The sequence below is a fragment of the Shimazuella sp. NTD250 genome (assembly GCF_059510375.1).
In genome coordinates this window covers 178168-191742 of record NZ_JCAJZS010000001.1, presented here as the reverse complement: position 1 = coordinate 191742, position 13575 = coordinate 178168, and the positions used below count along the sequence as shown (strand labels likewise).

Genomic DNA, 13575 nt, shown 5'->3' with positions numbered 1-13575 from the left:
TAAAGGAGTGTATTCAATGCTGGGCAAGAAAAAATGGATGTCCTCACTAGCCCTACTGCTGACAGGGGCATTGGTTGTAACTGGTTGTGCATCAAATGCAAACTCCAATCAAGGAAATCAAAATACAGGAAAGACCATGACCATCGCTTATTCGGATGGTGGACAAACACTTGATCCAGCAGAAGCGAGTGATCTTACTTCTGACACGATGACCATGAACGCCTATGATCAATTGGTGACATATGGGGTCAAAACAGAAAATGGCAATCAAAAAGCAAATACAGAAGATATCAAGCCAATGCTCGCAAAAGAATGGAATGTTTCTGCTGATGAAAAAACCTATACCTTTACATTGCGTGATACCAAGTTCCAAAGTGGGAATCCAGTAGATGCAGAATCCATTGTTTACTCGATGGATCATGTGAAAAACTCCCAAAATGGCAGCTTTATGTACCAAATGGCTTCTATTAAAAAGGTAACAGCAAAAGACGATAAAACAGTTGTTTTCGAACTAAATCGTCCTAATCATCTATTCCTTCAAATGGTTGCGATGTATACCTTTTCTATCATCGATGGCAAAGAAGTGAAAGAAAAAGGCAAAGATTACTTAAAAACCAATACTGCTGGTTCTGGTCCATACAAAGTAGAATCTTGGGACCCAGCTTCCCAAGCAGTCCTTACTGCCAATACGAACTACTGGCAAGGTTCTCCAAAAGTTAGCAAAGTAACGATGAAGTTTATCAAAGAGCCTTCTAACCGTGTCATGATGCTAAATAAAGGTGATGTCGATCTTGCTATCGAGATCCCTCCCAAAGATGTGGATAGCATTAAGCAAAACACAAAACTCAATGTAACTTCTACACCAAGTAACCGTATTTTGTATTTTGCTTTTAATGAAAAAGTGAAACCTTTTGATAATCCAAAAGTGCGTCAAGCGATCAATTACGCAATCCCATATGATCAATTGGTACACGACGTGATGTATGACCAAGCAAAACAATTGAAGAGCTCCATCCCTAGCAGTATGCCTGGGTATACGGAAGAAGGATTTGTCTATAAACATGATTTAAACAAAGCAAAACAGCTGCTTAAAGAAGCAGGTCTTCCAAATGGCTTTTCGTTTGATTTCACATTAGGTTCTGGTTTTGATGACTGGAAAGATGACGCTGTTCTCATCCAAGCAGAGTTGCAAAAAATTGGGGTAAAAATGAACATCAAACCAATGGCTCGCCCTGAATTTTTAACTGCATTGAACCAAAAAACGCTGACTTCTTATATTTCCAAATGGACTTCCTTTGTGAATGATCCTGGCTATCATCTTGGACTGTTGTTATATAGCAAAGGCTCTTCCAATGCCTTTGGCTATAACAATCCACAGGTAGACAAGCTCTGGGATCAAGCTGAACTAGAGAAAGATAAGCAAAAACGCGAAGAATTGTATAAACAAATGCAAGTACTAATCAATGCAGATGCACCTTGGGCTTATCTGTATGAATATAACCGCGTTGTCGGATTAAAGAAAGAAGTCAAAGGTTATACCTTGTATCCAGATGAATGTATCCGTTTCTTCCCGCTATCCAAATAAATAATGATTCCCCTCAAGTTTAGCTTGGGGGGACCTTTTCCATAGGAGTGTGAAATCGTGGATCTTCAACAAAAAGTAGTAGATGAAATCGAACGGCAAAAAGATGACTTACTTACCCTTTGCTCCACTTTATTGCAGATGAATACCGAAAATCCACCAGGAGATACAAGTGAGATCAGTGGCTTTATTAGGAAATACTTAGCTGCTTTTGGGATTGAAACAGAAGTACATGAATCGAACCCCAACATGTTCAATCTGATCTCTTCCATTGGAGATGATAACGAAGATAAGCACTTGATTTTATGCGGACATACCGATGTCGTACCAGTTGGGGACATCGAGAAGTGGGATTTTGATCCGTTTTCTGGTCACATCGAAAATGGATATATCCACGGCCGTGGGGCAAGCGATATGAAATGCGGCCTTGCAGGACTGATTTTTACAATGGGATTGTTCAAGCAGCTTGATATACCGCTTGCAGGTAAACTCTCTTTGCTTGTGGTGCCAGATGAAGAAACCGGTGGAGAGTACGGGGTTCCTTGGGTGTTAGATCGTAATTTAATCCATGGAACATCTGCCATCATTGCAGAACCATCTCATCCTCAACATCCGACGATCGGACAAAAAGGCAGCTGTTGGTTTGAGGTAGAGATGGAAGGAACTCCAGGACATGGCAGTCTATCCCCAGTGATTGGTGATAGTGCGATTTTAAAAGCGGTTAAAGCAATTGAAGTACTGCAAAATATCTGGAATTTTGAAGTGACAATTCCAGATGAAATGAAAGAAATCATCGAAATTACGAAAGCTTATATTCGTGAGCGGGAAGAGACGGATACCAGTGATGTTCTGGATCATATAACGGTAAACATCGGAACCATTCATGGCGGAACCAAAGCAAATGTTATCGCAGACCACGTTGTGATTCAAGTGGATACACGTTTACCATTTGGGGTTCAAAACGAAAAAATGCTCCCAAGGGTGAGAAAATTGCTTGCAGATGCTGGGATTGAAGCAAAAGTTCGACCTATTGGATTTCAAAGTACAGCAAACTGGACCCCTCCAACGGATGAAATCGTCTCCACTTTGGTAGAGAGCATCAAAGTGGTGAGTCAAAAGGATGCATATGGTGTATTGCAATGGGCTTCTAGTGATGCGAGACATTTCCGGTCCCATCATATTCCTGTCTTGCAATATGGACCAGCGGACTTGCCTACGATTCATTCTTATAACGAACGTGCGCCGATAGAGCAAGTCATTCAAGCAGCAAAAGTATATGCACTTACCTCTTTGAAGTATTTGGGAGTGAAATAAAAGGAGGGGCACGCATGGAGACTCTACTTCGGGTAGAAGATTTACGAACACAGTTTCATACGGATGCGGGTCTAGTGCATGTCGTAGATGGCGTCAACTTGGAATTAAAAAAGGGTGAAATTCTTGGGATTGTTGGGGAATCTGGCTGTGGAAAAAGCGTGACATCACTTTCCATTATGCAGCTTTTGCCTAAAGGGATCGGTAAAGTATCCTCTGGTAGTATTTCGCTGGAAGGGAAAGATGTTTTAGCGATGTCCAAATCAGAGTTACGAAAAATGCGGGGAAGTGAAATATCGATGATATTTCAAGAACCGATGACTTCTTTAAATCCGGTCTTTAAAGTAGGGGATCAAATAATGGAAGCAATTCGTTTTCATACGAACCTCTCCAAAAAAGAAGCCAAGGCATATGCGGTTGAAATGCTGACAAAGGTGGGTATCTCTCGTCCTGAATCAGTAGTAGATGAGTATCCACATCAGCTTTCAGGTGGAATGCGTCAACGGGTGATGATTGCAATCGCGATGGCTTGTGAGCCGAAAATTTTGATAGCTGATGAACCAACTACAGCTTTGGATGTGACCATTCAAGCGCAAATATTAAACTTGATGCGTCAGCTGCAACGAGAGAAAGGTACATCGATCATGCTGATTACCCACGACCTTGGAGTTGTTGCTGAAATGTGTGATCGAGTTGTGGTGATGTATGCTGGTCAAGTGGTAGAGGAAACAGATGTGAAATCGTTGTTTAAAAACCCAAAACACCCCTATACCAAAGGTTTATTAGCTTCTTTGCCCCAACTTACCAGTGAAGGAGACAGGCTGAACTCGATTCCAGGACAAGTGCCAGTTCTTGATGAAATGCCTGTCGGTTGTCGTTTTGCACCACGCTGCGAGTTTCGTATGAATAAGTGTGAGACAAGTAATCCAGATTTGCTTGATATCACAGATGGGCATAACTGTCGCTGCCATCTATACGAAAAGGAGGGGATTCCATCATGAGTGCTTTGCTGCAAGTGAGAAACTTAAAAAAACATTTTCCGGTCACAAAAGGATTTTTTCAAAGACAGGTTGGAGAAGTAAAGTCTGTTGATGGAGTTTCCTTTGAGATGCAAGCAGGAGAGACACTAGGAATAGTGGGTGAATCTGGTTGCGGGAAATCGACAACTGGCAGGGCACTCCTTCGCATTTTGGAGCCGACAGAAGGGGAAGTTGTCTTTGATGGGGTGGATATCCGTAAATTAGCGAAAGATAAACTGCGTTCTTTTCGAACAAATATGCAGATGATTTTTCAAGATCCTTACGCATCATTAGATCCGAGATGGACGGTTCAACAGGTGCTGGAAGAGCCTTTGCTTACGCATGGCAAAAAGTCAAAAACAGAAATCAAACAAAGAGTTACGGAGCTGATGGAGCTCGTTGGTCTATCGCCGCAACAAGCAGGGCGTTTTCCCCATGAATTTTCCGGTGGTCAACGGCAGCGGATTGGAATTGCTCGTGCATTGGCGTTAAATCCAAAATTTATTGTCTGTGATGAACCAGTATCCGCTTTAGATGTTTCGATTCAAGCACAAGTATTAAATCTGATGAAAGACTTACAAGAAAAGTTTTCTCTCACTTATCTGTTTATTTCCCATGACCTTTCTGTAGTGAAATTTATTAGTGATCGGGTAGGGGTGATGTACCTTGGGAAATTGGTGGAACTAGCCCCGACAGAAGAGATATTTGCAGATTCACTACATCCTTATACCAAAGCTCTGATGTCTGCGGTTCCTGTACCTGATCCAGAAGCAAAAAGGGAGCAAATCGTGTTATCTGGCGATGTTCCTAGTGCGTTGAACCCTCCAAAAGGTTGTGCTTTTCATACCAGATGTCCTGTTGCGATGGATGTGTGTAAATCCATTGTTCCCAGATGGCAAGAAGTTTCAGAAGGGCGACAAGTTGCATGTCACTTATATGAATAAACCGCAAAGAGGAGGTATAAAGATATGTCTTTAAAACATACAATTATAGCTTTTGAAGCATTAGATGATGCCAATGTAACAGGGGAGAAAGTGAAATCTCTTTTTGCTGAAAATGAGCAAGTAGAAGTAAAGGTGCAAACAGTAAAAGGAGAAGGCGGTTCTACTGATTTTATTCAAATTCGAATCAAAGGAACAGATGGAAAAGCAAGTGGTGGAACTGCACCTACATTAGGGGTAGTCGGCAGATTAGGTGGAATTGGAGCACGTCCAAACCGTATTGGACTCGTATCAGACGGTGATGGTGCGATTGCAGCCGTAGCTAGTGCTTTGAAACTAGCAGATATGGCGCAGAAGGGCGATCGATTGACAGGTGATGTCCTGATCGCTACGCACATTTGCCCAGATGCACCTACGCTTCCACATGATCCGGTAGATTTTATGGATTCTCCGGTGGATATTTTGACGATGAATCAATATGAAGTGTCTGATGAGATGGATGCTATTTTATCAATTGATACTACAAAAGGAAATCGTGTCATCAACCACAAAGGAATCGCCATTTCTCCAACGGTGAAAGAAGGATATATTTTGCGTGTGAGTGAGGATTTACTGCGAATTATGGAGATGACAACAGGGCAGTATCCGGTTACTTTTCCGATAACGATGCAAGATATCACTCCTTATGGCAATGATGTCTATCATGTAAATAGTATCTTGCAGCCAGCTGTTGCCACAGATGCTCCAGTAGTTGGCGTGGCGGTAACGGCACAATCGATGGTTCCAGGATGTGGAACAGGTGCTAGTCATGAAGTAGATATTGCTCAAGCTGTTCGCTATGCAGTAGAAGTAGCGAAAGAATACACCAATGGTACTTGCGTGTTTTATGATCAGGGAGATTTTGATCGATTGGAAAAATTATATGGCTCGATGAAGGTTCTTCAAACAGCAGGAAACCAGACCGTAAACGGATGAGGTGGATGCAGGGTGGCAAGAAAAGTAGGAATTGTAACAATAGGACAAGCACCTCGTACAGACGTGCAACCTATTTTACAGAGGCACCTCTCGGGTGTAGAAGTGATCCAAGCTGGTGCACTGGATGGTTTGCATAAAGCGGTGATTGATCAAACTTTATCTCCTTTAGAAGGGGATTATGTTTTGACCACCCGTTTGGCGACTAGTGACTCTGTTGTGGTAGCAAGGCATAAGATTGAATCTTTGTTACAGCAAAAGATTTACCAGCTCGAAGAGGATCAATGTGACCCTATTCTCGTATTGTGTACAGGTGTTTTCGAGAACTTAGCGACCAAAAAAAGTGTACTGCTAGAGCCGGATCGTCTCATTCCTCCTGTCGTTTCTGCCTTGATCAAAAATCGAAGGCTAGGTGTGATCGTTCCTCTCTTAGAACAGATTGGTTCGATAGAAGAAAAGTGGGCAGAAGTAGGGCTTTCTCCCTTTATCGCTGCTGCTTCTCCTTACACCGGTGAGCGAGCTGATTTTAAGCGAGCAGTACAAGAACTTCAAAGGCAAGGTGCAGAAATATTGTTGATGGATTGTATGGGATATGATGAGCAGATGAAAGCAGAAGTAATGGAAATCTCGGGTCTCCCTGTGATATTATCGAATGCATTAGTTGTAAAATTGATGTCAGAGTTAGTTTGAGGAAGGGATTTGAGAACAAATGTCAGATTCCATAGAAGTAAGTGTAAAACTGTTAGAAGATTGCCTTGGGCTAAAGGAAAATGAACTTTTTTTGGTAGTAACAGATAGCCAAAAAATACAATTAGCACAGCAATTGCATCAAGCGGGACAGCGTATCGGTGCTGAGTCCATGCTATTCTTAATGGAAGAAAGACAGAAATCAGGACAAGAGCCACCGCTGCCTGTAGCAGAAGCGATGAAACGAGCAGACGCGGTAGTCTGTATTACGGAACATTCTCTCACTCATACAACTGCTCGCAAAGAAGCTGTTGCAATGGGTACTAGAGTTGCCACCATGCCAGGTATCACGGAAGATATGTTTTACCACGGAGCGATCACCGCTGATTACCAAAAAGTAAAAGCTTTAACGGAAAAAGTCACAGCCTATCTAGAGAACAGTAGAGAAGTGACAATTGAAAAAGATGGGGAAACATTGACGTTCTCCATCGCGGATCGTCATGGTATTCCTAGTACCGGAGTGCTTACGGGTCGAGGTGATTCTGGCAATCTTCCATCAGGCGAGGCATACATAGCACCAGTAGAAGGGACTGCCACTGGTAAAATTAAAGTAGATGGTTCGATTGCGGACATCGGGATATTAGATTCTCCCTTATGGCTTACGCTGGAAGAGGGTAAATTAGTAAATGTACAAGGTGAAGCAGCAGAACAACTCCTGACACTGCTTCATTCTGAAAAGAGCAGACAACTTGCCGAATTTGGAATCGGGACCAATGATAAGGCGAGAATAACTGGTGTTGTGTTAGAAGATGAAAAAGTATATGGTACCATCCATCTTGCATTTGGAAGCAATGCGACGTTCGGTGGACAAATTGAGGCTGGCGTTCACATTGATTTGGTGATTAAAGAGCCTGATGTATATTTGGATGGAAAGAAGTTTATCGATAGAGGAATTCCTATGGTGGATTGAATGTTAGAAAAAAGTGCTTATCGGAGTAATTTTGTGAACCCGATAAGCACTTTTTTTGATTCGTACCATTATTTTTTGTATTTATGAGCAATTGATTTTGTAATATACGGAGAGAGGATCGAAGTAAGGATTACAGCAAAGGCAATCTGTGCAATTGCAATTTCTATATATGGTTTATATACGGCATTTATGCTAGCTGCAAGAGTAGGAACAACGAGCGAAATTCCCGCCACTGAACAGGTAGCTGCGGCTGCATATCCTGGTCTTTTTAATAAGAATCTATCGATATATATCAATGGCAGCATACAGATAACCAAATAAATAAATGTCAATATGATCCCGGATAAACCGGATTGGAATGCTACCTTCAAATCAATATAAGATCCAAAACTTACACCTAAGAAAGGCAAAAGAATCACTGTACCAGGGGAAAACATTTTTTGGATATTGGCATCTAAATTTCCAAGTAGGATACCTAATAAGAATGGCAGTAAGGTAGTTAAAATACTCAAGTAATCGATTCCTGTTCCATTCGCGGTGTTTAAAATCATAACAGGTATAATGGGAACAGCTATTAAATTTAAGATACCAAAAGCAGCAGAGTCAATATCGTCTCCATAAGTATTCATTAATGCCAGATATAACCCCGGATTACAGCTTGTAATCGTTGCAATAAAACTCACTGCGGAGATTCCCAAAAAGCCATCTATACCAAAATAGGTGATAAATAACCAACCAAATACCCAACTCAAAACGATTTTCGATACAGATAAAATTCCTGCTCTTTTCAGGGTAATACCAACTTGTGATAGCTTAAATTGACTGCCTGAAATAAATAACATCAATGCAATCAAGGTCATTGTTCCTTTGGTGGTGAAAACAGCACTTGTAAGATCACCTATTTCTAATACACGTGGAAAAACAGTATGGATAACTGCTGTGATCAGCATGGGAATAATCAGTAATCCACCGGGTATTTTCTTTATTCTGTTTAAAATATCCATTTTCTGCTCCTTATTAGAAATAGAATTCGATGATAGAACAACAAAATAGGAAGGCATAAAGAAAACAGCGAAAAGCTTCAAGTGGCAAAATCAGGATTGCCACTTGAATTTCGCTAGAGATGAGCCCAAATTGTTATATTTCTTCACCGTTCGTAGAAATAACATTTTTATACCAATAAAAAGAATCCTTTCTCACTCTTTTCATGGAACCATTCCCATAGTCATCTTGATCTACATAGATGAATCCATAACGCTTTGTCATTTCTGAGGTGGAAGAGCTAATCATATCTATAGGTCCCCACATTGTATAACCAATCACTTCCACACCATCTTCCAATGCCAATTTCATTTGTAAGATATGTTGTTGTAAAAATTCAATTCGATATGGATCATGGATGGTGCCATCTTCATTCCATGTATCGAGAAATCCAGAACTATTTTCTAAGATAAATATGGGTAATTCAAAGCGGTCATATATTGAATTCAAAGTATAACGTAATCCAATAGGATCAATCTGCCATCCCCATTCATTTTCAGCTAAATGTGGATTTTTATAGACGCTGTGAACATTTCCTGATGTCAATTTCAATTGTTTTGTATCACTGCTTGAAATCATGGAGTTATAATAAGACATTCCAACAAAATCTGCTGTATTTTCTGCTAGGATTGCTAAATCTTCCTCTTTTATGCTCAGATGAATATGATGTTTTTTGAAGTACGTTTTTGCATAGTATGGATATTTACCCTTATTCAAAATATCTAGATAAAATAGGTTTTTCATTTGATCATCTCGTTGCATTTGCAGCGCATCTTCTGGTTTGCAGGTATAAGCATAAGTAGTGAAATAAGCGACCATACTGCCTATTTTATTTTCTGCATCTATTGCATGAGCTAGCTTTGTCGCCTTTGCAGCGGCAACAAACTGATGATGGAGCCCTTGAAATAACATCTCCTCATAGTTTTCCTGCCCTTCATTTATAATTCCTAAGGTTTTGGGGCCTGCTTTTACGCTCATATTGATTTCATTAAATGTTACCCAATATCTTACTTTTCCTTTATATCTTTCAAAGAGTACTCTACAGTATTTGGCATACAAATCTATCAATTTTTCGTTATACCAACCACCAAATTTTTCGATTAGTACAATTGGCATATCAAAATGGGAAATGGTTATCAGTGGTTCCATGTTGTGTTTTAAGCATTCATCGATTAATGAATCATAAAATTTCAATGCTTTTTCGTTAGGTGCTGCATCTTCACCATTTGGAAATACACGAGCCCAAGATATGGAGTAGCGGAATACTTTAAATCCCATTTCTGCAAATAAGGCAATATCTTCTTTGTAAGTGTGATAAAAATTGATTCCTCTTCGTTTAGGGTATTTGATTATATCTGGATCATTTTTCGCTTCTTGGATCATCTCCATCGTAATCTGCATTTGCTTTGTAATCTTACGGTCATTTTTGGGATTAAATTTCATTACTTCTGGGATGGTCATTGATTTACCATCTTCGTTATATGCCCCTTCCGCCTGACATGCGGATAAAGCTCCGCCCCATAAGAAGTCTGCTGGAAATCCTGTTGTCATTTCTTTCACCGGTTCCTTTCTATGCTTTTATTACTTTGAGCAGTTCCTCTTTTTCTTTTATCCATCCTGTTGTTGCAGGGAGGACAGCTAAGTAGTCATCACTATTTGTCACGATGATCGGTGTGATGATGTCATAGCCTTCTTTTTTAATAGCATCTACATCAAATTCGATTAATAAATCTCCTAACTTCATCTTCTGTGATTGTTCAATATGGGCAGTGAAATGTTTACCATCCAGATTTACGGTATCGATTCCAATGTGAATCAAAACCTCTACTCCAGTATTTGATTTTAGCCCGAGGGCATGTTTTGTTTTAAAAATGGCATCGACAGTACCTTCAAACGGAGCATATACCTTGCCATTAGAAGGGATAATAGCAATTCCTTTTCCCATTAACTCTTGTGAAAATGTTTTATCATCCACTTCTGCCAAGTCTTTTACTTCGCCAGCTAAAGGACTCATAATGGAAAATTCGCGGGTTAGGGCAATATCCGTCTTCTTTTTTTCTTTTTCTATCTTTGATGTGTCATCTTCTTTAATACCAACAGCTAAAGTGAATAAGAATCCTAATAGAGCTGCCATGATACACCCGATAATGATATACATGTATTTATCTGCTTCATAAGAGGAGAGGCTCAGCAGTCCTGGTAATGCGATCGCTGTTGATTTAGCATGAACAAAACTATAAAATCCTCCCGTTATACCTGCTGCTGCGCATCCTGCAAAGAAAGGTCTTCTATATTTTAGGTTTACCCCATATATAGCTGGTTCTGTAATTCCAAAAGCTGCTGTAATGGCACTTGTTCCAGCAGCAGATTTCATTGCTTTGCTCTTTGTTAAAAAGAATACTGCCAAAGCAGCTCCAGCTTGTGCCAGATTTGCGCCTAATGCACTTGGCATCAAAACCGTATATCCTACTTCCGCAATTTGTTGAATTTGCATAGGCATAATAGCATAATGCATACCAAACATAACCATTATCGGTTTAAAGAAACCTAACAATGCACCTGCAACTACTCCAAATGTTGCAAACAAAGCATTTATTCCTATAGTTAACCAATTTCCTACATAGGAACCGAAAGGAGCAATGACGATTAATTCGAGTGGGATCATGATCAGCAGTACGATCATTGGTGTGAGAATTACTCTTAAAAATTCCGGAATCACTTTATCTACCATCTTGTAAACATAACTCAATAGCCAAACGGACAATATGATGGGGATAACAGATGAAGAGTATTTAACCAATAGGATTGGCAGGCCTAAAAAGTCAATCGTTGTAACTCCTGTCTTAGCTATATTCTGTGCAGCATCTAAAATGGTAGGATGTAACAATGCAGCGGCTAAACCTATTGCTAGGTACTCATTTGTTTTAAATTTCCTTGCTGCACTCACGGCTAAGAAGAACGGTAAGAAATAGAAAATACTATCACCGATCATATCGAATATGGCAATAAAACCTGACTTTGGATCGATCCATTTCATTGCTGTGATAATAGTAGATAGACATTTGACCATGCCACAACCTACTAAAGCTGGTAACAAAGGAGTGAAAATACTAGCAATCGTTTCAAAGATTTGATTAATCGAAAAGCCTTTTTTTCTTTTTTCTGCCTCATCGTGATTTGTAATATGGGCTATTTCTCTTATTTGTTCATAAAGGGATTCTACTTTTTCACCTACTACTACTTGTAATTGTCCCCCTTTATTTTGCGATTTTAAGACGCCTTCAAGTGCATCTAATGCATGCACATCGGCTTTTGTATCATCCTTTAAAACAAATCTTAGACGAGTTGCACAATGAGTGAATTGTGAAATGTTGTTTTTTCCGCCAATCAATTCTAAGATTTTGGATGCTAACCCTACCTGAGCCATTGTCAACCTCTCCTTTTTGGTTTATATCGTTTGTGAGAAAAAAAATGACCAAAACAAGTGAGTAAACACTTATCTTGGTCATGCCTGATCGAGTCAGTAACAGTCCATTATTTATTTGATTGTGCTAATCGATGAATGTGTAAAACCAAATATAATTTTTCATCATTGGAACATTCCCACTGATAGTGAGTCTGTAAAAATGTCTCGATTTTTTCTACACATTTTATATCAGTAGGGTATTTTTCCTTTACCATCTGAAAAAGAGCTTCATTTTCACCTTTTAAAGAATTTGCAGTCATGTGTCTGATGATAAAATACCGAATATGGGTAGCAAACCTTGTAAAGTGGAGTGCATTTTCATCAAAATCCATTTTATAGTAGTATTTGATAATGGATAAAATTTCGCCTGTAATCTTTGTTATTTTTGTTGTTTCACTCATTTCACCAGAGCCGATTTGAGCATTTATAAAATGAAGGGCGATAAAGGTAATCTCTGATGGTGGCAAAAGGATATTTGTTTGCTCTTTGATAATTTCTAGAGCCTTTTTACCGACTCTTGTTTCTTCGGGATATAAGGTTTTTACTTCCCATTCTAAGGGGCTCTTGACTTGGACATTTTCTTTACTCCTTTGAAGTGCAAAGCTGATATGGTCTGATAATGTAAGAATTAAGTTGGGATTAAGTTCAGTTGATAATATCTGTTTACCAGCTTTAATGATTTCTTCAGCTAAATAAATATCTTCAATAGGAATATCATTAAGCAAATCAAACATTTTAATATTTTTAGGAGAGACATATATTTTTTCAACAATATCGGCATCGGTTATTTCATAAGGGGTTTTTTTAAAACCTAATCCTTTGCCAACAACCAATACTTCTTCCTTCTTATCGTTGATTGCCAGGGCGACATTATTATTAATCTTTTTTATTACCTTCATTTGTTCACCTCCTAAACAAGAAATGACCAAAACAAGTGAGTAAACACTTATCTTGGTCATGCCTGATCGAGTCAGTAACAGTCCATTTATTTTATTTTGATCATAAAATACAAAATTTCATTTCAAGCACTTCCAAACAACAAAATGAAATGTATACGCTTCCACTATCTATTTCGTATTATAGTTGTCGATCAAGAGGTTTGTCAATTGCTAAATGATAGGAGGCTACAGATTATCATTTTTCATTTATATGATAATCCAATTGACAATAACAATGTGTCACATATAGGTAGTTTGTTTTGATAATGACATCGTTCAAGATTTATGATCTTAACTAGAAACAACAGTGTATGTTACATTTTTATTTCGACAGGAAAAAGCACAACCAATCCGCAATCTTCTTGACATTGTCTTCAAAGCAGGGCATAATGATGGCAATATCATGAGTGAAGCTAGGATGGAGAGTAGTAGCTTGTTTCTCTCAGTTTAGAGAGTTGACGTACTGGTGCAAGTCAACCTGAGGGATATGTGAACTCGCTTCATCGCTCCAGAGGGGAATAACAAGTAGCCTTTGGCGTATACCTACGTTACAGGTTCGAGCCGAGCGTCCGAACAAGACGCTAATTTAGGGTGGTACCGCGGGAAGACAACCTCTCGTCCCTAGCAAAATAGCTAGTGGCTTGAGGT

At 39.4% G+C, this 13575-nt stretch carries 11 protein-coding genes and 1 other annotated feature; of the genes, 7 read left to right on the top strand and 4 right to left on the bottom strand.

Annotation, left to right across the window (positions count from 1 at the left end):
• The first annotated feature begins 16 nt into the window (after positions 1–16).
• The 7 genes from AC5WOF_RS01005 to AC5WOF_RS00975 are packed head-to-tail and all read left to right on the top strand — an operon-like array spanning position 17 to position 7482.
• Positions 17–1585 (top strand): ABC transporter substrate-binding protein, encoded by a 1569-nt coding sequence (locus tag AC5WOF_RS01005; RefSeq protein WP_496048090.1) that lies wholly within the window; start codon positions 17–19, stop codon positions 1583–1585.
• Positions 1586–1639: 54 nt separating this feature from the next.
• A complete protein-coding gene (locus AC5WOF_RS01000) occupies positions 1640–2896 on the top strand; it encodes a M20 family metallopeptidase (protein ID WP_496048808.1) in 1257 nt (418 codons plus the stop codon).
• Positions 2897–2910: 14 nt separating this feature from the next.
• Positions 2911–3894: an ABC transporter ATP-binding protein gene (locus tag AC5WOF_RS00995; protein ID WP_496048089.1), complete on the top strand. Its 984-nt coding sequence runs from the start codon at positions 2911–2913 to the stop codon at positions 3892–3894.
• Positions 3891–4856: an ABC transporter ATP-binding protein gene (locus tag AC5WOF_RS00990; protein WP_496048088.1), complete on the top strand. Its 966-nt coding sequence runs from the start codon at positions 3891–3893 to the stop codon at positions 4854–4856. The genes AC5WOF_RS00995 and AC5WOF_RS00990 overlap by 4 nt, the downstream gene beginning before the upstream one ends.
• A 24-nt stretch (positions 4857–4880) precedes the next feature.
• On the top strand, positions 4881–5828 hold the full coding sequence (locus AC5WOF_RS00985; RefSeq protein WP_496048087.1) for a DUF1177 domain-containing protein: 948 nt from the start codon (positions 4881–4883) through the stop codon (positions 5826–5828).
• 12 nt (positions 5829–5840) lie between these two features.
• Positions 5841–6515: an AroM family protein gene (locus tag AC5WOF_RS00980; RefSeq protein ID WP_496048086.1), complete on the top strand. Its 675-nt coding sequence runs from the start codon at positions 5841–5843 to the stop codon at positions 6513–6515.
• 19 nt (positions 6516–6534) lie between these two features.
• The gene (locus AC5WOF_RS00975; protein ID WP_496048085.1) at positions 6535–7482 is read left to right on the top strand and encodes an aminopeptidase; all 948 of its coding nucleotides are present in this window, start codon (positions 6535–6537) and stop codon (positions 7480–7482) included.
• Positions 7483–7550: 68 nt separating this feature from the next.
• Here AC5WOF_RS00975 and AC5WOF_RS00970 read toward each other — a convergent pair whose 3' ends face one another.
• The 4 genes from AC5WOF_RS00970 to AC5WOF_RS00955 all read right to left on the bottom strand — a co-directional run bounded on the left by AC5WOF_RS00970 (position 7551) and on the right by AC5WOF_RS00955 (position 12888).
• A complete protein-coding gene (locus tag AC5WOF_RS00970) occupies positions 7551–8486 on the bottom strand; it encodes a 2-keto-3-deoxygluconate permease (RefSeq protein WP_496048084.1) in 936 nt (311 codons plus the stop codon).
• A gap of 133 nt (positions 8487–8619) precedes the next feature.
• On the bottom strand, positions 8620–10074 hold the full coding sequence (locus AC5WOF_RS00965; protein ID WP_496048807.1) for a glycoside hydrolase family 1 protein: 1455 nt from the start codon (positions 10072–10074) through the stop codon (positions 8620–8622).
• 19 nt (positions 10075–10093) lie between these two features.
• Entirely contained in the window at positions 10094–11950 is a 1857-nt protein-coding gene (locus tag AC5WOF_RS00960; RefSeq protein ID WP_496048083.1) for a beta-glucoside-specific PTS transporter subunit IIABC, read from the bottom strand.
• Positions 11951–12057: 107 nt separating this feature from the next.
• Entirely contained in the window at positions 12058–12888 is an 831-nt protein-coding gene (locus AC5WOF_RS00955) for a PRD domain-containing protein (protein ID WP_496048082.1), read from the bottom strand.
• Positions 12889–13333: 445 nt separating this feature from the next.
• Positions 13334–13553 (top strand) — a binding site (T-box leader).
• The last annotated feature ends 22 nt before the right edge of the window (positions 13554–13575 follow it).

Bases quoted from the DNA above. Each gene is read 5' to 3' on its own strand.
- AC5WOF_RS00970 (WP_496048084.1), bottom strand. From the start codon at position 8,486: ATGGATATTTTAAACAGAATAAAGAAAATACCCGGTGGATTACTGATT.
- AC5WOF_RS00975 (WP_496048085.1), top strand. From the start codon at position 6,535: ATGTCAGATTCCATAGAAGTAAGTGTAAAACTGTTAGAAGATTGCCTT.
- AC5WOF_RS00960 (WP_496048083.1), bottom strand. From the start codon at position 11,950: ATGGCTCAGGTAGGGTTAGCATCCAAAATCTTAGAATTGATTGGCGGA.
- AC5WOF_RS00985 (WP_496048087.1), top strand. From the start codon at position 4,881: ATGTCTTTAAAACATACAATTATAGCTTTTGAAGCATTAGATGATGCC.
- AC5WOF_RS01005 (WP_496048090.1), top strand. From the start codon at position 17: ATGCTGGGCAAGAAAAAATGGATGTCCTCACTAGCCCTACTGCTGACA.
- AC5WOF_RS00955 (WP_496048082.1), bottom strand. From the start codon at position 12,888: ATGAAGGTAATAAAAAAGATTAATAATAATGTCGCCCTGGCAATCAAC.
- AC5WOF_RS00990 (WP_496048088.1), top strand. From the start codon at position 3,891: ATGAGTGCTTTGCTGCAAGTGAGAAACTTAAAAAAACATTTTCCGGTC.
- AC5WOF_RS00995 (WP_496048089.1), top strand. From the start codon at position 2,911: ATGGAGACTCTACTTCGGGTAGAAGATTTACGAACACAGTTTCATACG.
- AC5WOF_RS00965 (WP_496048807.1), bottom strand. From the start codon at position 10,074: ATGACAACAGGATTTCCAGCAGACTTCTTATGGGGCGGAGCTTTATCC.